Annotated in this window: 22 protein-coding genes; 12 read left to right on the top strand and 10 right to left on the bottom strand. The window is 70.6% G+C overall.

Annotated features, from left to right (window positions below):
* Window positions 1-22 precede the first annotated feature (22 nt).
* Window positions 23-2,542 carry an ATP-dependent Clp protease ATP-binding subunit gene (locus tag V2S05_RS08125; RefSeq protein WP_271639379.1) on the top strand — a complete coding sequence of 840 codons (2,520 nt, stop codon included), beginning with the start codon at window positions 23-25 and terminating at the stop codon, window positions 2,540-2,542.
* Between the two features lie 64 nt (window positions 2,543-2,606).
* Here the strand turns inward: V2S05_RS08125 and V2S05_RS08120 are convergent, their stop codons facing one another.
* Entirely contained in the window at window positions 2,607-3,407 is an 801-nt protein-coding gene (locus V2S05_RS08120; protein ID WP_413634676.1) for an SDR family oxidoreductase, read from the bottom strand.
* Window positions 3,404-3,928: a MarR family winged helix-turn-helix transcriptional regulator gene (locus V2S05_RS08115; protein WP_413634675.1), complete on the bottom strand. Its 525-nt coding sequence runs from the start codon at window positions 3,926-3,928 to the stop codon at window positions 3,404-3,406. The genes V2S05_RS08120 and V2S05_RS08115 overlap by 4 nt, the downstream gene beginning before the upstream one ends.
* A 101-nt stretch (window positions 3,929-4,029) precedes the next feature.
* Between V2S05_RS08115 and V2S05_RS08110 the strand changes: the two genes are divergently transcribed.
* The 4 genes from V2S05_RS08110 to V2S05_RS08095 all read left to right on the top strand — a co-directional run bounded on the left by V2S05_RS08110 (window position 4,030) and on the right by V2S05_RS08095 (window position 6,066).
* Window positions 4,030-4,533, top strand: a complete 504-nt coding sequence (locus V2S05_RS08110) for an amino-acid N-acetyltransferase (protein ID WP_271639380.1) — start codon at window positions 4,030-4,032, stop codon at window positions 4,531-4,533.
* 9 nt (window positions 4,534-4,542) lie between these two features.
* Window positions 4,543-5,187, top strand: coding sequence for a hypothetical protein (locus V2S05_RS08105; protein WP_413634674.1), 645 nt, complete (start codon window positions 4,543-4,545; stop codon window positions 5,185-5,187).
* Window positions 5,188-5,422: 235 nt separating this feature from the next.
* Complete coding sequence (locus V2S05_RS08100) at window positions 5,423-5,833, top strand: dehydrogenase (protein ID WP_413634673.1); 411 nt, start codon at window positions 5,423-5,425, stop codon at window positions 5,831-5,833.
* Window positions 5,830-6,066, top strand: a complete 237-nt coding sequence (locus tag V2S05_RS08095) for a hypothetical protein (RefSeq protein ID WP_413634672.1) — start codon at window positions 5,830-5,832, stop codon at window positions 6,064-6,066. The genes V2S05_RS08100 and V2S05_RS08095 overlap by 4 nt, the downstream gene beginning before the upstream one ends.
* 6 nt (window positions 6,067-6,072) lie before the next feature.
* Here V2S05_RS08095 and radA read toward each other — a convergent pair whose 3' ends face one another.
* From radA to V2S05_RS08070, 5 genes are all read right to left on the bottom strand, one after another.
* Complete coding sequence (gene radA, locus V2S05_RS08090) at window positions 6,073-7,458, bottom strand: DNA repair protein RadA (RefSeq protein WP_413634671.1); 1,386 nt, start codon at window positions 7,456-7,458, stop codon at window positions 6,073-6,075.
* Between the two features lie 66 nt (window positions 7,459-7,524).
* On the bottom strand, window positions 7,525-8,232 hold the full coding sequence (locus V2S05_RS08085; protein ID WP_413634670.1) for an ATP-binding cassette domain-containing protein: 708 nt from the start codon (window positions 8,230-8,232) through the stop codon (window positions 7,525-7,527).
* Window positions 8,229-9,032: an ABC transporter permease gene (locus V2S05_RS08080; RefSeq protein WP_413635256.1), complete on the bottom strand. Its 804-nt coding sequence runs from the start codon at window positions 9,030-9,032 to the stop codon at window positions 8,229-8,231. Before V2S05_RS08080 ends, V2S05_RS08085 begins: the two co-directional genes overlap by 4 nt.
* 53 nt (window positions 9,033-9,085) lie before the next feature.
* A complete protein-coding gene (gene modA / locus V2S05_RS08075) occupies window positions 9,086-9,883 on the bottom strand; it encodes a molybdate ABC transporter substrate-binding protein (RefSeq protein WP_413634669.1) in 798 nt (265 codons plus the stop codon).
* Entirely contained in the window at window positions 9,880-10,284 is a 405-nt protein-coding gene (locus tag V2S05_RS08070) for a TOBE domain-containing protein (protein ID WP_413634668.1), read from the bottom strand. The genes modA and V2S05_RS08070 overlap by 4 nt, the downstream gene beginning before the upstream one ends.
* A 145-nt stretch (window positions 10,285-10,429) precedes the next feature.
* On the opposite strand from V2S05_RS08070, the gene V2S05_RS08065 reads away from it, so the two are divergent.
* From V2S05_RS08065 to V2S05_RS08045, 5 genes are read left to right on the top strand one after another with little or no spacing between them, the layout of a single operon-like run.
* Window positions 10,430-11,536: a ThiF family adenylyltransferase gene (locus tag V2S05_RS08065; protein WP_413634667.1), complete on the top strand. Its 1,107-nt coding sequence runs from the start codon at window positions 10,430-10,432 to the stop codon at window positions 11,534-11,536.
* Window positions 11,533-12,759, top strand: coding sequence for a gephyrin-like molybdotransferase Glp (gene glp, locus V2S05_RS08060; protein WP_413634666.1), 1,227 nt, complete (start codon window positions 11,533-11,535; stop codon window positions 12,757-12,759). The genes V2S05_RS08065 and glp overlap by 4 nt, the downstream gene beginning before the upstream one ends.
* Complete coding sequence (gene moaC / locus V2S05_RS08055; protein ID WP_413634665.1) at window positions 12,759-13,232, top strand: cyclic pyranopterin monophosphate synthase MoaC; 474 nt, start codon at window positions 12,759-12,761, stop codon at window positions 13,230-13,232. The genes glp and moaC overlap by 1 nt, the downstream gene beginning before the upstream one ends.
* On the top strand, window positions 13,229-14,113 hold the full coding sequence (locus tag V2S05_RS08050) for an NTP transferase domain-containing protein (protein WP_413634664.1): 885 nt from the start codon (window positions 13,229-13,231) through the stop codon (window positions 14,111-14,113). Before moaC ends, V2S05_RS08050 begins: the two co-directional genes overlap by 4 nt.
* A gap of 1 nt (window position 14,114) precedes the next feature.
* On the top strand, window positions 14,115-14,363 hold the full coding sequence (locus V2S05_RS08045) for a MoaD/ThiS family protein (protein WP_271639391.1): 249 nt from the start codon (window positions 14,115-14,117) through the stop codon (window positions 14,361-14,363).
* 65 nt (window positions 14,364-14,428) lie between these two features.
* Here V2S05_RS08045 and V2S05_RS08040 read toward each other — a convergent pair whose 3' ends face one another.
* Both V2S05_RS08040 and V2S05_RS08035 read right to left on the bottom strand, forming a co-directional pair.
* Window positions 14,429-14,854, bottom strand: a complete 426-nt coding sequence (locus tag V2S05_RS08040; protein WP_271639392.1) for a molybdenum cofactor biosynthesis protein MoaE — start codon at window positions 14,852-14,854, stop codon at window positions 14,429-14,431.
* A complete protein-coding gene (locus V2S05_RS08035) occupies window positions 14,851-15,327 on the bottom strand; it encodes a MogA/MoaB family molybdenum cofactor biosynthesis protein (protein ID WP_413634663.1) in 477 nt (158 codons plus the stop codon). The genes V2S05_RS08040 and V2S05_RS08035 overlap by 4 nt, the downstream gene beginning before the upstream one ends.
* Window positions 15,328-15,425: 98 nt before the next feature.
* Between V2S05_RS08035 and V2S05_RS08030 the strand changes: the two genes are divergently transcribed.
* Window positions 15,426-16,040 carry a helix-turn-helix transcriptional regulator gene (locus tag V2S05_RS08030; RefSeq protein WP_413634662.1) on the top strand — a complete coding sequence of 205 codons (615 nt, stop codon included), beginning with the start codon at window positions 15,426-15,428 and terminating at the stop codon, window positions 16,038-16,040.
* On the opposite strand, the gene V2S05_RS08025 is transcribed toward V2S05_RS08030, so the two are convergent.
* Window positions 16,037-16,813, bottom strand: coding sequence for a hypothetical protein (locus V2S05_RS08025; RefSeq protein ID WP_413634661.1), 777 nt, complete (start codon window positions 16,811-16,813; stop codon window positions 16,037-16,039). The two genes, V2S05_RS08030 and V2S05_RS08025, sit on opposite strands and share 4 nt — an antisense overlap.
* Window positions 16,814-16,936: 123 nt before the next feature.
* On the opposite strand from V2S05_RS08025, the gene V2S05_RS08020 reads away from it, so the two are divergent.
* Window positions 16,937-17,620, top strand: a complete 684-nt coding sequence (locus V2S05_RS08020; RefSeq protein ID WP_413634660.1) for a GntR family transcriptional regulator — start codon at window positions 16,937-16,939, stop codon at window positions 17,618-17,620.
* Window positions 17,621-17,692 lie beyond the last annotated feature (72 nt).

Here is a 17,692-nt window from a genome sequence, read left to right as displayed (position 1 = left end):
CCGCGCGAAAAGGAGTCACAGCATGTTCGAGAGATTCACCGACCGAGCCCGCCGAGTCGTCGTCCTCGCCCAAGAAGAGGCGAAGATGCTCAACCACAACTACATCGGCACCGAGCACATCCTGCTCGGCCTCATCCACGAGGGTGAGGGTGTCGCCGCCAAGGCCCTCGAAAGCCTCGGCATCTCCCTCGACGCCGTGCGCGAGCAGGTGCAGGACATCATCGGCCAGGGTCAGCAGCAGCCGACCGGCCACATCCCCTTCACCCCGCGCGCCAAGAAGGTGCTCGAGCTGAGCCTGCGCGAAGCGCTGCAGCTCGGCCACAACTACATCGGCACCGAGCACATCCTCCTCGGCCTCATCCGCGAGGGCGAGGGTGTCGCCGCCCAGGTGCTCGTCAAGCTCGGCGCCGACCTCAACAAGGTCCGCCAGCAGGTCATCCAGCTGCTCTCCGGAGCGCCCGGCCGCGAGACGGCCTCGGTCGGCGCGACCACCAACGAGAACCAGCAGGCCGCCCAGGGCGGCTCGCAGGTGCTCGACCAGTTCGGCCGCAACCTCACCCAGGCTGCCCGCGACGGCAAGCTCGACCCGGTGATCGGCCGTGAGAAGGAGGCCGAGCGGGTCATGCAGATCCTCTCGCGCCGCTCGAAGAACAACCCCGTCCTCATCGGCGAGCCGGGCGTCGGCAAGACCGCCGTCGTCGAGGGCCTCGCCCAGGCGATCGTCAAGGGCAACGTGCCCGAGACGCTCAAGGACAAGCAGCTCTACTCGCTCGACCTCGGCTCGCTCATCGCCGGCTCCCGCTACCGCGGAGACTTCGAGGAGCGCCTGAAGAAGGTCACCAAGGAGATCCGCACCCGCGGCGACATCATCGTCTTCATCGACGAGATCCACACCCTCGTCGGCGCGGGCGCCGCGGAGGGCGCGATCGACGCGGCATCCATCCTCAAGCCGCTCCTCGCGCGCGGCGAGCTGCAGACGATCGGCGCCACGACCCTCGACGAGTACCGCAAGTACTTCGAGAAGGATGCCGCGCTCGAGCGTCGTTTCCAGCCCGTTCAGGTGAACGAGCCGACGCTGCCGCACGCGATCAACATCCTCAAGGGGCTGCGCGACCGCTACGAGGCGCACCACAAGGTGCAGATCACCGACGGCGCGATCGTCGCCGCGGCGAACCTCGCCGACCGCTACGTCTCCGACCGCTTCCTGCCCGACAAGGCGATCGACCTGATCGATGAGGCGGGCGCCCGCCTGCGCCTCAGCATCCTGTCGTCGCCGCCCGAGCTGCGCGAGTTCGACGAGAAGATCGCCAAGGTCCGTCAGGACAAGGAGGCAGCCTCCGAGGAGCAGGACTTCGAGAAGGCCGCGTCGCTGCGCGACCAGGAGAAGGAGCTGCTCGGTGAGCGGCTGCGCCTCGAGAAGCAGTGGCGCTCGGGCGACGTCGCCACTCAGGCCGTCGTCGACGAGGGCCTGATCGCCGAGGTGCTCGCCCAGGCCACCGGCATCCCGGTCTTCAAGCTCACCGAGGAGGAGTCGAGCCGACTCGTCTTCATGGAGAAGGCGCTGCACCAGCGCGTCATCGGCCAGGAAGAGGCGATCGCCGCGCTCAGCCGCACGATCCGCCGCCAGCGCGCCGGCCTCAAGGACCCGAAGCGCCCCAGCGGCTCGTTCATCTTCGCCGGCCCCACCGGCGTCGGAAAGACCGAGCTCGCCAAGGCCCTCGCCGAGTTCCTCTTCGACGACGAGGCAGCTCTCATCTCGCTCGACATGAGCGAGTTCGGTGAGAAGCACACCGTGTCGCGTCTGTTCGGCGCCCCTCCCGGATTCGTCGGATTCGAAGAGGGCGGCCAGCTCACCGAGAAGGTGCGCCGCAAGCCGTTCTCGGTCGTGCTGTTCGACGAGATCGAGAAGGCCCACCCCGACATCTTCAACTCGCTGCTGCAAATCCTCGAAGAGGGTCGCCTGACCGACGGTCAGGGACGCATCGTCGACTTCAAGAACACCGTGATCATCATGACGACCAACCTCGGCTCGTCGGCGATCGCCGGTGGCCCGGTCGGGTTCCAGATCGAGGGCAACTCGCAGACGACGTACGAGCGGATGAAGGGCAAGGTCGACGAAGAGCTCAAGCGCCACTTCAAGCCCGAGTTCCTCAACCGCCTCGACGACATCATCGTCTTCCCGCAGCTGAACAAGGACGAGCTGCGCCAGATCGTGGGCCTGTTCACCAAGCAGCTCGGCGACCGCCTGCTCGACCGCGACATGACCGTCGAGCTGTCGGATGCCGCGAAGGACAAGCTCATCGACATCGGATTCGACCCCGCCCTCGGTGCGCGTCCGCTGCGTCGCGCCATGCAGCGCGAAATCGAGGACCAGCTCTCCGAGCGCATCCTGCACGGCCAGCTGAACACCGGCGACCACGTGAAGGTCGACGTCGTCGACGGCAAGTTCGCGTTCGAGCACGCGCCGCGCGGCGAAAAGGTGTCGGTCGGCGTCAACACCGGCGGCGGCATCTCCACCACCCCGGAGATCGCTGCGGGCTGACGACAGCTGAGACGAGAAAGGGGGCGGATGCCGATGGCATCCGCCCCCTTTCTGCGTGAACAGATCAGCGTGCGTCGTTCCACGACCAGATGTCGTCGCCGCGCAGCGTGGCATCCGCCCCGCCGTCGTCGTAGATGACCTGTCCGGCCACGTGCGTGTTCTCCACCCCGGTCAGCCAGATCAGCAGGTTCGCGATCGACTCCGGCGGCTGGTGGCTGTTCAGCGGCATCGGCACGGCGGCGTCCACCATCGCACGGCCCTCTTCGGTGGCGAGCAGCTGCTCGGTCATCGGGGTGAGGACGGTTCCGGGAGCCACCGCGTTCAGCGGGATGCCGGCGCCCGCCCACTCGGGCGAGATGGAACGGCGGCGCACCCAGCGCGACAGCGCGCGCTTCGACGCCGGGTACACCTGGTACGCCTCACGCGGCCCCTGGGCGGTCAGCTGCTCGGCGATCGCCAGCGTCGCCGCCTCGTCGCCCGACAGCGCCGCGTCGACCAGCTCGGGCGGGCTCGGCTGCAGCGATGCCATCGACGAGACCACGGCGGCGCGCGGGGCGTCCGAGCGCTCTAGTGCTGGGCGCAGCGCCTCGAGCAGCTCGGTCACACCGAAGTAGTTGACCGACAGCGTCTTCGGGATCGGGGCCGAGATGCCTGCGCACGCGATCACGGCGTCGACGGTGCCGCCCGCCAGCTCGCTCGCCGCGGCGGCGGCCGACTGGCGGCCCTCGGCCGTGCTGAGATCGGCCTCGACGTCGGCGTCGCGCAGGTCGATGCCGATCACCCGGGCGCCGCGTTCGCGCAGCAGTCGGGCGGTGGTCTCGCCGATGCCGGACGCCGAGCCGGTGACGACATAGGTGCGGTTCATGATCGATCCTCCTGAGATCTGCGCTCCGGGACGGAGCGCGGCGGGTCCGCGGCAGAGTCGCCGGGGGAGTCGGTGATGCCGAGCCGTGCGACGAGGTCGGCCACCTCGCCGGCGAGGGCGGAGGCGTCGGCGCGCGTGCGATCGCGCAGAGCGTGACGCACCATCCGGATGCCCTGCTCGAGAAGTCGCGCGTGCGCGGCCGAGCCTTCGGCGGAGAGGCCGACGATGGTCGCCCGGCCGTCGTGCGGATCGGATTCGCGACTGATCATCCCGGCGCGCTCGAGGCGATTCAGCTGCTTGCTGACCGTCGGACGGCTGATGTGCATCGCCTCGGCGAGATCACCGGCCCGCAGAGGGCCGTGCAGGCCCAGGATGTACAGCGCCGACACGTCTGCCGCGTCGACGGTCACCCCAGCGCTGTGCGCGACGGAACGCTGCACGTTCGGCGACGACCATCGCGCGACGAGGAGAGTGAGCGCCTGCAGCAGCACGCTCTCGGGGGACGGCGCATCAGCAGGCATGCTCTCACTCTACATCTAGTTGCCTCAAGCAACCATATGCAGATCCCGACTCCCAGCGGTCATGCGGATTACCTGCAGGGGGCTCGCTCTAGTGTGGAGCCGTGCCAGACTTCCTCGTCCGCCCTGCCCGCAGCACCGATGTGATCGGCATCCACTCTCTGCTGGAGCCGATGGTCGACCAGCGCATCCTGCTCGGCAAGGACCTCGCCGTGCTCTACGGGGCCGTGCAGGAGTTCGTCGTCGCCGAAGCCGATGGTCAGCTGATCGGCTGCGGTGCCCTGCACGTGATGTGGGAGGACCTGGGCGAGGTGCGCACCCTTCTCGTGCGCGACGATTACCTGCGCCACGGCGTCGGTCGCGCGATCGTCACCGACCTCGAGCACCGCGCCCGCCAGCTCGGGCTCACCCGGCTGTTCTGCCTGACCTTCGAGACCGAGTTCTTCTCGCGACGCGGCTTCGAGCCCATCGGCGAACAGGTGGTCGATGCCGACGTGTACTCGCAGCTGCTGCGCAGCGGCGATGCGGGCGTGGAGGAGTTTCTGGATCTGGCCCACGTCAAGCCGAACACTCTCGGCAACACGAGGATGATCAAGCACCTGAATTAGCCTGGACTCATGCCCCGCCAGTCTGCCGCCGTCTACCGTCGCCGCCGGCTCGCGGTGCTGCTGCTGCTCGTTCTCGTGCTCGTCGCAGTCGGCGGGGGTGTGTGGCTCGCGATCACGCAGCCGTGGTCGGCCTCGGCTCCGGCCGACCGGACCCCCACTCCGGATGCCGCGGCGCCGGCGACCCCGACCGAGAGCCCCGGCGCGTCTCCCGATGCGAGCCCCGACCCCTCCGAGACCCCCGGCATCGCGGCGTGCACCGCGGAGGACGTGACCGTCACCGCCGTCACCGACGCCGACGCATACCCCGCCGAAGCACTGCCGCAGCTGTCGATCCTGCTCGCCAACACCGGCACGCGGGACTGCACGCTGAATGTGGGCTCGAGCACGCAGATCTTCACGGTGAGCAGCGGAGACGACGTGTGGTGGCGTTCTACGGACTGCCAGTCGGAGTCGAGCGACATGATCGTGACGCTCGCGGCCGGGTCTTCGGTACCCAGTGCATCGCCGGTCGTGTGGGATCGCACGCGCTCATCGACCGACACCTGTGAAGAGCAGAACCGCCCGCGCGCACCGGGCGGTGGAGCCTCGTATCATGTCGCCGTGTCAATCGGCGGTTTCGCCAGCGAGACGCCCAAGCAGATCCTGTTGCGCTGAGCGAAAAGTCGTTGCGGCCTCGAACTTATCCCCGATGAGTGGCTGACATGGACGATATTTTGGGATACCATAGAGGCCAGGTTCTCAGTTCTGTTGCGGCAAGCCATCCCCAGTGGTGTCGACACCAGCGTCCCCAGCGCTTCGACAATCGCCGCGACCGAGAGCCGGAGGGCCCTCTCGAGTTCCCCAGTCCCCAATGGAGGACTCGAGAGGGCCCCACTCTTAGGCTGGTGTCATGGCGAAGAAGAAGTCAGGCAGCAAGCGCCCCGCACCCGAGGACTTCCGCTCTGAGGCTCTGGCTCAGGCGCTCGAGAAGCAGGACATGGCGGCCGTCGCCCTCGCGCTCCGCAACGGCAACACGGTCGTTCCGCTGATCAAGCCCGGTGCCCGCGACAACCCGCTCGACAGCGGCGAGGTGTGGACGTACCGCGACGCGAGCACCGGCGACGTCGCGCTTCTGCTGTTCAGCGACGCCAAGCACAAGCCCGCCAACCTGCCGCCCGGGGTGGGCATCTACTCGCCCACCTGGCTGAAGTCGTTCCTCAGCACGCACCGCGACACCATCACGACCGTCTTCCTCGACATCGCAGGCCCGCACCCGATGCAGGCGCCGCCGGCTGAGCTGCTCAAGGCGCTGGACGCATGAGCTGGCGCGCCGTCTTCGACGCCAAGGTCACCTTCTCCAACGAGGGCGGTCTGCAGGCGCAGGGGTTCCGGGTGGATGTGCCTGGTCCGGACGTGACGGATGCCGAGATCGGGCATCTCTTCATCACCTCTCTCGACCTGCTGATGGCAGACAGCGTCGTCGTGCGCAACGTGCGCATCATCGAGGAGGAGCACAAGGGCACCCGCGGCGGGCCGAGCGACCCGCGGCGCTGACACCGCTCAGAAGGGCGCCTCGGCCGAGGAGCGCTGCGCGGGCGTCCGGTCGCGCCGCCCCGTCGCGCGCGAGCGGATGTCACTCAGTGCCGATCGCAGAGTCTTCGAGCGGTCGTCCACCACCTGCTGGTATCCGAGCCGTGCCGCCTCGCTGCGCCGCTGCGCCGCCTGCGTCACCGGGCGGATCTCACCCGCCAGCGACAGCTCACCCACCGCCGAGATCGTGCGGGGCACGGACAGCTGCTGGATCGACCCGGCCACGGCCACCGCGATCGCCAGATCGGCCGCAGGCTCGGTGAACCGCACCCCGCCGACGGTCGACACGTAGACATCGAGCTTGGACGTGGCGATGCCCGCACGTCGCTCGAGGATCGCCAGCACCATCGCCACGCGCGACGAGTCCAGGCCGTGCACGACCCGTCGCGGATTCGGGGCGTTCGCCTCGATCGTCAGCGCCTGCACCTCCACCGGAAGCGCGCGCCGCCCCTCCAGGGCGATCGCGACACAGGTGCCAGGCTCCGCAGCACCCTGAGACAGGAACAATCCGCTCGGATCGGGCACCTCGGCGATACCCGCACCGGTCATCTCGAAGCAGCCGACCTCGTCCGTGGGTCCGAACCGGTTCTTCAGCGCCCGGATGAACCGCAGCGACGTCTGCCGATCGCCCTCGAAATGACACACCACGTCGACCAGGTGCTCGAGCACCCGGGGGCCCGCGACCTGACCGTCTTTGGTCACGTGTCCGACGATGATCACCGGCAGCCCGCGATCTTTCGCGACCCTGATGAGGGTCGCCGCGACCTCGCGCACCTGACTCGGCTGACCGGCTGCGCCGTCGATGAGACCCGACGCCACCGTCTGCACCGAGTCGACGATCACCAGGTCGGGCTTCACGTCGTCGATGTGACCGAGGATCGTGGCGAGGTCGGTCTCGCTGGCGAGGTACAGCTCGTCGTGCAGCGCATTCGTGCGCTCGGCGCGCAGGCGCACCTGGGCCGGTGACTCCTCCGCGCTCGCATACAGCACGCGACGGCCGGTGCGCGCGGTCGACGCCGCCACCTCCAGCAGCAGAGTCGACTTGCCGACACCCGGCTCGCCGCTCAGCAGAATGGCCGCACCCGGCACGATCCCGCCGCCCAGCACGCGATCGAACTCGCCGACCCCGCTGCTGCGCCGCGGCGCGTCGGCGGTCGTGATCTGGGTGATCGGCCGTGCGGCCCGACCCGCGAGCGGGGCGGTCGCCTCGGTCTGGCGCACCAGACCCGTCTTCGCGCCCTGCTCCTGCACCGTGCCCCACTGCTGGCACTCGCCGCAGCGGCCGACCCACTTCGCCGTCGTCCAGCCGCATTCCGAGCACACGAAAGCGGGAGGGGCGGGTCTGCGGGTGGCCATGCAGCAAGGGTATCCTCGGCATCCGACACCACGGCCTTCGACCGTGCCCGACCGGTATGCCCGGGCTCACTGCGAGGCGGCGACCGCCTGGGCGAACGGGGTGCCCGGGGCCGCCAGCACCTCGCGAAGTTCGCCCTCTTGGGAGATGCGCCCGTGCTCGAGGATGAGCAGGCGGTCGGCGAGGGCGTGCGCATCGGCGACGGTGTGCGAGACGACGATCGTCGTGGTGCCGTGCAGCTGGTCGCGGACGACCTCGCGCAGCTGCGCGGCGGCGAGCACGTCGAGCGAGCTGAACGGCTCATCCAGCAGCAGCAGCCGCGGGCGCGCCGCGAGGGCGCGGGCCAGCGCGACGCGCTGACGCTGACCGCCGGAGAGCTGGTCGGGTCGGCGGCCGCCCAGGTCGGGCAGGCCGATGCGCGGCATCCACTCCTCGGCGAGTGCGAGCGCATCGGCGCGCGACGAGCCGGCCGAACGGGCGGCGAACGCGATGTTGCCCACGGCGGTCATGTGCGGGAACAGCAGCGGGTCCTGGCCGAGCAGACCGATCGCGCGCCGCGACGGGGGAGTGTGCCGCGAAGCATCCGCCAGCCGATCGCCGCCGATGTCGACGTGCCCGCCGTCAAGACGGGTGAGGCCGGCGACGGCATCCAGCAGCGTAGTCTTGCCGGCCCCGCTCGGACCCATCACCGCCAGCACCTCACCTGGGCGCAGCGTCAGCCGCACGTCGAGGCCGGCGTGGTCGACGACCACATGGGCGTCGAGCGTGCCGGTCACTTCAGCGCCCCCGGTCGCCAGGCGCGCACGAGCAGCAGCACCACGACCGCGGTCGCGAGCAGCAGGATCGACAGCGCGACCGCCGTCTCGCGGCCGGTGCCCGCGCCGTTGAACGCCGTGTAGATCGCCAGTGGCATCGTCTGGGTCACGCCGGGGGCGTTGCCGGCGAACAGCGCCGTGGCACCGAACTCGCCGATGGCCCGCGCGAAGCACAGGATCACGCCGACCACGATCCCGGGCGCCGCGAGCGGCAGCGTCACCCGCCACAGCACTCGCCACGGGCGGGCGCCCAGTGTCGCCGCGGTGCGCTCGTACCGGCCGCCGACGCTGCGGATGGTGCCCTCCACCGCGAGCACGAGGAACGGCAGGGCGACGAACGCCTGCGCGAGCACCACCGCCGCCGGGGTGAACGGCAGAGTCACGTCGAAGGCATCCGACAGCATCCGTCCGACCGGACTCGTCCTGCCGAACAGGAACAGCAGCGCCACGCCGCCGACCATCGGCGGCAGCACGAGGGGCACGGCGACGAGCGCGCGCAGCAGCGCCGACGTGCGAGGGCCCGACCTCGCCATCAGCAGCGCCAGCGGAAGGCCGAGCACCAGGCACACGGCCGTGGCCGCCAGGCCGCTGACGAGCGACAGCCGCAGCGCGTCGACGGCGACAGGTGAGGTGATGTCCTGCCACAGCGTCGCCCAAGACGCTCTGGTGATCAGTGCCAGCAGCGGCAGGATCAGCAGCGCCACCCCGAGCACCGCCGGGGCGATCACTGTGAACGGCGTGCCCGAGCCGGTGTCGCGGATGCCGCTGCGCCGAACGGCAGCGCGACGGGAGGCCGCGGGACCGGCGTCGACGGTCACGGCGCCCCGAACCCGAGCCGCTGCAGGATCCGCTGCCCGTCCGGCCCGCGCACGAAGTCGGCGAAGAGCTCGCCGGTCTCGTCGGCGTCGTCGAGCGCGACGATCGGGTAGCGGTTGACGACCTCGTCGGCGCCCTGGGGCACGAAGCTCTGCACGGCGTCGTCGCCGATCACATCGGTGGCGTAGACGAGCCCGGCATCCGCCTCGCCGGCGGCGATCTTCTGCAGCACGGCGGTGACGTTCTGCTCCTGGCTCGCCGGCGTCACCGCTACTCCGGCCGCCTCGAGAAGCGTCTGGCTCGCCACTCCGCACGGCACCTGCGGCGCGCAGAGCACGGTCACGGCATCTGCGAGATCGGCCAGTGTCTCGACACCCCCCGGGTCGCCGGCGGGAACCGCCACGACCAGCGTGTTGGTGGCGAAGAGCTGCGGGTCGGCGGCGAGGCCGCTGTCGACCAGCGCGGTCATGCTGCGCTCGTCGGCGGTGGCGAGCACGTCGGCCTGTGCGCCCTCTTGCAGCTGGGTCACGAGTGTGCTCGAGCCGTCGTACACGATGGGGTTCACGGTGACGCCCGGGTACTGCTGCTCGAACGACTCGGCGATCTCGTCGAACGCGGTGCGCAGCGACGCGGCGGCGAACACCGTCACCTCGCCGGTGGGGCCCTGCTGCCCATCGCTCGAGCCGGAGCTCTTCCCGTTCGAGTCATTCCCGTCGGAGCAGGATGCGGTTGACGTGCACCCGGTGAGCACCAGCGTCGCGACCAGAACGGCGACGCCGACCCATCGCAGCCTCACCGCAGCGCCTCCTTCGGCGGCGTCTCGACGATCACGTTGGTCGCCTTGATCACTGCCGAGGCGAGCGAGCCGGGCTGCAGGTCGAGCTGCCTTGCAGCCTCAGCCGACAGCAGCGAGACGACCCGGTGGGGACCTGCCTGGATGTCGACCTGAGCCATCACGCCGTCGATCTGCACGCGCGTGACGAGACCGGTGAAGCGGTTGCGCGCGCTGGAGAGCAGGTCGGCGCCGTTGCCGGGGGCGTCGGCCAGGCGCTGGGCGTGATCGGCGAGGGCGGCGCCAGGGATGCGGGCGGGGGAATCCCCTGTGACTGGCAGTGCGCCGTGGTCGATCCAGCGCCGCACCGTGTCGTCGCTCACGCCGAGCAGGCGGGCGGCGTCAGCGATTCGATACGAGGTCATGGCCTGAGCCTAGATGTCGGATGACCGCAGATCCAGACGAAATATCCGCGAACCTCCGCATCTGCGGGAATCGGCAGGTGTCTTGGCCGCCTTTTCCCGGCGAGCGATGCTGGCCGGTCACGCGAGAGAACCGTACGCTCGGAGTATGCCTCTGCCGCCTCTCGTCGAGCCAGTCGACGCTCTGAGTGACGCCGAGCGTCTGCGCACCGCGCGCCATCAGGTGCTGTCCGGTCTCGGCGAGATCGGACAGCGTCGCCTGCGTGCCGCCCACGTCGCCGTCGTCGGGGCGGGCGGACTCGGCGCTCCGGTCGTGCTCGCACTCGCCGCGGCCGGAGTCGGAACGCTCACGATCATCGACGACGACGACGTCGAGATCTCCAATCTGCAGCGCCAGATCATGCACCGCCGCAGCGACGTCGGCCGGCCGAAAGTCGACAGCGCCGTTCGCGTCGCCGCCGACCTGTCACCCGAGACCGAGGTCAGACCGCTGCGGGCGCGGCTGGCATCCGACAACGCCGCAGACCTGCTCGCCGGAGCCGACCTGGTGATCGACGGCACCGACACGTTCGCCACGCGCCTCGACGTCGCCGCGGCGACCGAACGACTCGGCATCCCGCTCGTGTGGGGCGTAATCCAGGAGTTCGCCGCGCAGATCACCGTCTTCTGGTCGTCGCCGCCGGAGGGCACCGACGCCGTCGTGCTGAGTGATCTCTACCCCGAGGGGAGCGTGGGTGAACTGCCCACGTGCGCCGCGGTCGGCGTCTTCGGCGCGCTCTGCCTGCAGGCCGGATCGATCCTCGCGATGGAGGCGATCAAGCTGATCACCGGAATCGGCGACCCGCTGCTGGGGCGGGTGCTCGTCATCGACGCGCTGCGCGCCAAGAGCAGCGAGGTGCCGCTGCGCTCATCGCGGGTGCAGGCTTCTGCCGGACCCGAGCCACAGCCCTCGCCGCCGCACATCGCCGTCGCCGACCTCGGGCACGAGTCGGCCGCCGGTGCGCTGCTGCTCGACGTGCGGGAGGAAGCCGAGGTCGCCGCCGGCATGATCCCCGGTGCCACGCACGTGCCGCTGGCGCGGGTGCTCGCCGATCCGTCGGCGGTCGCCCAGGGCCGCATCGTCGTGATCTGCCAGGCCGGTGTTCGCGCACGCCGTGCCGCCGAGACGCTGCGCGCCGTCGGTGCCGACGCCGTCGTGCTGGCCGGGGGCATGGATGCCTGGAACGAGGCGTCACAGAGCGAGGCGACCGCATGAGAACCGTCGAAGAGCAGCTCGAGATCGTCCTCGCTGAAGTTCGCCGGCGTCCGCCCCTCACCGTGCCGCTCGACGAGGCGCACGGGCTGACCCTGGCATCCGACGCGCGCGCGGCCAGCGCCGTACCCGTCTTCGACAACTCCGCCATGGACGGCTTCGCGGTGCGCTGGGCCGATGTCGCGGGCGCCGCACCCGAGCATCCGGTCACCCTGCGGGTCGTCGCCGACATTCCGGCCGGCAGCGCGCTCGACCCCGCGATCGCGCCGGGCGAGGCCGCGCGGATCATGACCGGGGCCCCGACCCCGACCGTGGCCGACGCGATCGTGCCCTTCGAAGACACCGCCGGCGGGCTGGCCGACTCGCTTGCGACCGTGGTCGTGCAGCGAGCGCCCAGCGCTCAGCACGCGCACATCCGCCGGGCCGGCGCCGACATCGCCGCCGACGCGGTCGTGCTAGCCGCGGGTACGCTGCTCGGGGCACGGCAGCTGGCAGCGCTGGCATCCGCCGGCATCGCGCACGTCGACGTCGCCCCGCGACCACGCATCGCGATCGTCTCGACCGGATCCGAGCTCGTCGCCCCCGGCACGCCGCTGCAGCGCGGCCAGATCCCCGAGTCGAACGGCATCCTGCTTGCGGGGCTCGCCGCCGAAGCCGGCGCCGAGATCGTGCTGCGCCGGGTCGTCGACGACGAGGGCGACGGTCCGGCCGAGGCCGTCGCCGACGCGAGGGAACGCGGTGCCGATGCCATCGTCTTCTCGGGCGGAGTCAGCGCCGGCGCCTACGAGGTCGTCAAGCAGAGCCTCGAAGACGCCATGGAGTTCACGAAGGTCGCGATGCAGCCCGGCAAGCCGCAGGGCTTCGGCGCGACCGCCGACGGGATGCTGCTGTTCGGCCTTCCCGGCAACCCCGTCAGCGCCGCCGTGTCGTTCGAGGTCTTCGTGCGACCGGCCCTGCTGCGCATGCAGGGACGCGACACCATCCACCGACCTCGCCGGCACGTGCCCGCAGCGGTCGAGTGGCGCACCCCGCCCGGGCGCCGTCAGTACCTTCCTGCCGTGATCGACCGCACCGACCCGGCCCGGCCGACCGTGCGCCCCGCGACCGCCGGCGGATCGGGCTCGCACCTCAGCGTGGGCCTCGGCGGCGCCGACGCCTACGCCATCGTCCCCGCCGAGACGGAGCGCGTCTCCGCCGGCGACCTCATCGAAGTCATGGAGCTGTGATGACCTTCACCCACCTGGATTCCGCCGGCCACGCACGCATGGTCGACGTGACCGAGAAGAAGCCGACCGTTCGCGCCGCCACCGCGCGCGGGTTCGTGCGCTGCGCTGCTGAGACAGTGGCTCAGCTGCGCGACGGGTCGGTGCCCAAGGGCGACGTGCTCGCGGTGTCGCGCATCGCCGGCATCCAGGCGGCCAAGCGCACCCCCGAGCTGCTGCCGCTCGCGCACGTCATCGGCGTGCACGGTGCGGTCGTCGATCTCGAGATCGAAGACGAGGGCGTCGCCATCGAGGCGACAGTGCGCACCGCCGACCGCACCGGCGTCGAGATGGAGGCGCTCACGGCCGTCTCGGTGGCCGCGCTGTCGGTGATCGACATGATCAAGGGCGTCGACAAGTCTGCCTCGATCGAGAATCTGCGCATCACCGCGAAGGAGGGCGGCCGCAGCGGATCATGGCGGCGGCCCGGAGAATGACCGCAACGACCCTCGGCGCGATCCTGCTCGTCGGCGGGCGCTCGACGCGCATGGGCGGCGGTGCCAAGCCCCTGCTCGAGGTGGGCGGTCGGACGCTGCTCTCGCGCGCGATCGGCGCGATGACGGATGCCGGATGCGCGCCGATCATCGCCGTCGGGCCGCAGCTCGACTCCGACGCCCCGGTGCGGTGGGCGCGCGAGGATCCGCCGTTCTCGGGCCCGGCGGCAGGCATCGCCGCGGGGGTGTCTGCGCAGAGCGGCCACGGTGACGGCGATGCGCCGGAATGGACGCTCGTGCTCGCCGGTGACCTGCCGCACGTCGAGCGTGTGACCGCGCAGCTGACCGAGGCGGCGACCTCCGCACCGTCGGCCGCAGAGGCGGTCGTGCTGAGCGCCGGTGGGCATCCGCAATGGCTCGCCGGCATCTACCGCACCGCGGCTCTGCGCGCTGCGGTGCGCGCCGCAGGCGATGAGCTCGCCGGCCTGGCGTGCCGCGCCCTGCTCGGCGGCCTCGATATAACGTGGCTGGCAGACGAAGATGGGATCACCGCCGACATCGACACCCCGGCGGACCTGGCGCGCATGCGCGCGGCATTCGAGGAGGAGACCGTGAGCGAATCATCCCGCACCCTGCCCCCCGAGGCGCTCGACGAGTGGGCGCTCGCCCTGCGCGAGCGGTTCGACCTCGATGCCGAAGACGTGCCGATCGGTCTCATCCTCGACCTCGCACGCGACGTCGCCAATGGCGTCGCGCGGCCGGCTGCCCCGTTCAGCGCCTTCGTCGCCGGGCTGGTCGCGGGTCGTGCCGGCGGCACGCCGGAACAGGTTCGTGAGGCCGTCGCCGCCGTGGTCGAGCTGGCCGGCGACTGGAAGGAGCGCTGAGATGACGACGACGCAGACCACCACTGTGCGCTTCTTCGCCGCCGCCCAGGAGGCCGTCGGTCAGGATGCGCTGACGACGGATGCCGGAACGCTGGGGGCCCTCAGGCAGCAGCTGCTCGCCGAGCACCCGGCGCTCACGGGCATCCTGTCGCGCTGCGCGGTGCTCGTCGACGGCGCCCGAGTCGACGACGACTTCGCGCTCGCCGAGGCGAAGACCATCGACGTGCTGCCGCCGTTCGCGGGCGGGTGAACCGCGCGTCGGTCGCGCGCCGGTCGCGGTCGGCAGCGCCGGTCGCGGTCGGCAGCGCCGGGAGGTCAGCCGCCGATGCCCTTCCACGCGGTCGTGCCGTCGGCCTCGACCTGACGCTTCCATACCGGCAGCTCGCGCTTGATCGCCTCGATCACCTCGCGGCACACCGTGAACGCCGCATCCCGGTGCGATGAGGCCACAGCTATGACGACCGCCGCCTCTCCGACATCGAGACGCCCGATCCGGTGGCTGACGGCGACGACGGCATCCGTTCCCTCCGAGGCGACCTCGGCGATGCGGTGCAGGGTCTGCTCGGCATCCGGGTGGGAGGTGTACTCCAGCGCGACGACGGCATCCGCGGCATCCGGATCGTGGTCGCGCACTCGGCCGACGAACGTCGTGACGGCGCCGGAGGTGGTGCTGTCGACGGCGGCGATGTGCTCGTCGAGCGACAGCGGCTGGTCTGAGATGCGCGCCAGGCGGACGGTCATCGGTGGTCCTCTCCATCGAGTTGGCTGAGCACGTGCCCGGCGACCGAGAGCACGACGGGCATGCCCTCGGCGACGGCCTTCGGCGAGCCGGGCAGGTTGACGATCAGCGTGTCGCCGACGACGCCGGCGAGGCCGCGGGTCAGCATCGATGCGGGGGTGGCGGCGAGGCCGGCGCGACGCAGCTCTTCCGCGATGCCGGGCAGCTGCCTCTCGATCACGCGCGCGGTGCCTTCGGGCGTCTCGTCGCGCGGTGCGACCCCCGTGCCGCCGCTGGTGATGATGAGCCGGATGCCCGAATCGCGAAGCGTCCGCAGGGCCCGCTCGACGGCATCCGCCCCGTCGGGCACCACCGTCGCGTCTGCGCACGCGTATCCCGCCTCGCGCAGCGCGAGCACGGCCACCGGGCCTGCGGAGTCCGGCCGCACGCCGGCCGCCGAGCGATCGGAGACGGTCAGCACAGCGGCGGAGATCATGCCATCCACACTATCCGCGCCGCAGGCCGCCGCGCGGTCCGGGATTATTCACGGCCCGCGCTCACTCCCGCGCTGGCCCGTTCTGGGAGCATGGGAGCATGACCACCACTGCGGTCGCATACGGGCCGATCTCCAGCTACTCGCGGGTGCGCATCCTGCATCTCGTGCAGACGAGGGCCGAGCGCACCATCGGCGAGCTCTGCGAGGCGACCGGTCTGCACGCGAACACCGTGCGCGAGCATCTGCAGCGGCTCATCGAGGGCGGCTACGTCATCCAGGCGACCGAGCACCGCACCACCCGCGGGCGGCCCCGCACTCTCTACAGCGCGGCGACCGGAGCGCCCGATGCGTCGAGTCCGATCGCCCGCGACAAGGTCGCCGAGGCCGCCAGGCGCGGTGACCTGATGCGCCGTATCCTGTCGGAGCCGGACTCCGAGCTCGGACGCGACGCGACCTACCAGCTCGACGCGCTGGTCGAGCATCTCGAGGAGAGCGGCTTCGAGCCGATCGTCGACGAGAGCCGCATGACGGTGGACCTCACGCCGTGCCCGCACGCCGCAAGTTCTCCCGAGCACCGGCCGATGCTGTGCCAGGTGCACCTCGGGCTGATGCAGGGCGTGCTGACGCAGGCCGGCGGACCCATCGCCGCGGAGTGCGTGCAGGCGGCCAGGCGTCCCGCCGAGTGCACGGTTCAGCTGCGCGTCGTCGCCTAGCTGTACAGCGACTCGGTCGGCTCCATCACGATCCCGTGCGCCTCGAACGCCTGACGGCGCTCTTCGATGCGCCGGTGCATCTCGGCCTGAGCGTCGGCGACGAGGTCGGCCGGAAGCGGAACGGATGCCGGATGCGGGTTCGCGTTGCCCGCGGAGAGGTACGTGTCGAGCTCGGGGCCCGACGTCCATGAGCAGATCAACGAGTAGCGCGGCGCCGATCCCTGGTGCCAGACGGCGTGCCAGAAGCGCTGCGTGTCGACGATGATGCGCGAGCCGGCGTGCAGTGGAAGGCGGATCTCGGTCGAGGGATCGAAGCGATCGGAGCGCAGGATGAGCAGCGAGTCGGGGTCGTCGGTCAGGTTGAGCCACGCCCGCACGACCCAGCCGGTGCCCTCGGCGTTGAGTCGGTTGTTGTCGTCCTGATGCAGGTTGTAGATGGCATCGGCATACGTGTTCGGCTGCAGCTCGATGACGCGGCAGCGACCCACGTTGGCGCCGGGCTCGAGCGCGCGCGCCTGCAGCGTCGGCGCCTTCGCGACCTGGGAGGGGATCCACACGCCGTCCTTGTCGGTGCGCGGGGGAGTGTGGTTCCAGAAGCCGTTGCACTCGACATCGCCGGCGTGGCTCGCGAGCGGCGCGAAGCGGGTGATGCCCGACGAGCGCCACCCGACGTACTCGAGGTCGCGCCACTCGACGGGATCGGCCGATTGGTCGTGGCGGTCGAGCACGACGTAGCCCGTCTCGCTAAGGGCAGGGGAGGTGATGTATCCCATCGCGCGTCTCCGTTCCGGCATCCGCTCTCAGATCGATCCTATTGCGAGCGGTCATCCGGCGACTCGGGGACGGCCGGGCAAAAGCGCCGTCGCAGCCGATTCGGCTGCGGGTAGGGTGTCGCCATGATGCTGCAGGATGCTCTGAGCGACTTCGCCGCCCCCCTCGCTCCCTCCGAGAGCCTGCGCGAGCAGATCGAGAACCAGCTGTCGGCGCGCATCGTCGCCGGGGAGATCCCGCCGGGACATGTGCTGACCGTGCCACGTCTGGCGACTGACTTCGGAGTCAGCGCCACCCCGGTTCGCGAGGCGATGCTCAATCTCACGCGCCGCGGTTTTCTCAATCCCATCCGCAACCGCGGATTCGCGGTGACCGAGGTCTCTCAGGATGAGCTCAACGAGCTGTGCGAGGTGCGGATGCTGCTCGAGGCGCCGCCCATGCGTCGCATCGCAGGCACACTCGACGACGGCGTAGTCGCTGAGCTGCGTGCGCTGGCCGACCGCATCGTCGAGGCGGGCCGAGCGGGGCTGTTCGCGGAATTCCTGGCCGCGGACACCGCATTCCACCTGCGAGTCCTCGCGCAGGCGGGCAACCGCGCACTGCTCGACCTGGTGCGGGAGCTTCGCCAGCAGACGCGTCTGGTGGGGCTCGCCCACCTGGTGGAGTCCGACGCACTGATGCCCACCGCTCTCGAACACGCGCAGCTGGTGGACCTGCTGGTCGCCGGAGACGGCGAGGGGGCGGAGGCGCTCATGCGCCGGCATATCGGTCACGTCGGAGGCGTATGGAGCGGACGCGACGAGCGCTGATCGACTGTTCCACGCGACGCCGGTCACAGATTGATCTCGGGGATTCCTTTCCGGCCGCCTCAGCAGTAATGT

This window comes from Microbacterium sp. OR16, assembly GCF_047306725.1.
GTDB lineage: Bacteria > Actinomycetota > Actinomycetes > Actinomycetales > Microbacteriaceae > Microbacterium.
This window is presented reverse-complemented; position numbering and strand designations above follow the sequence as displayed.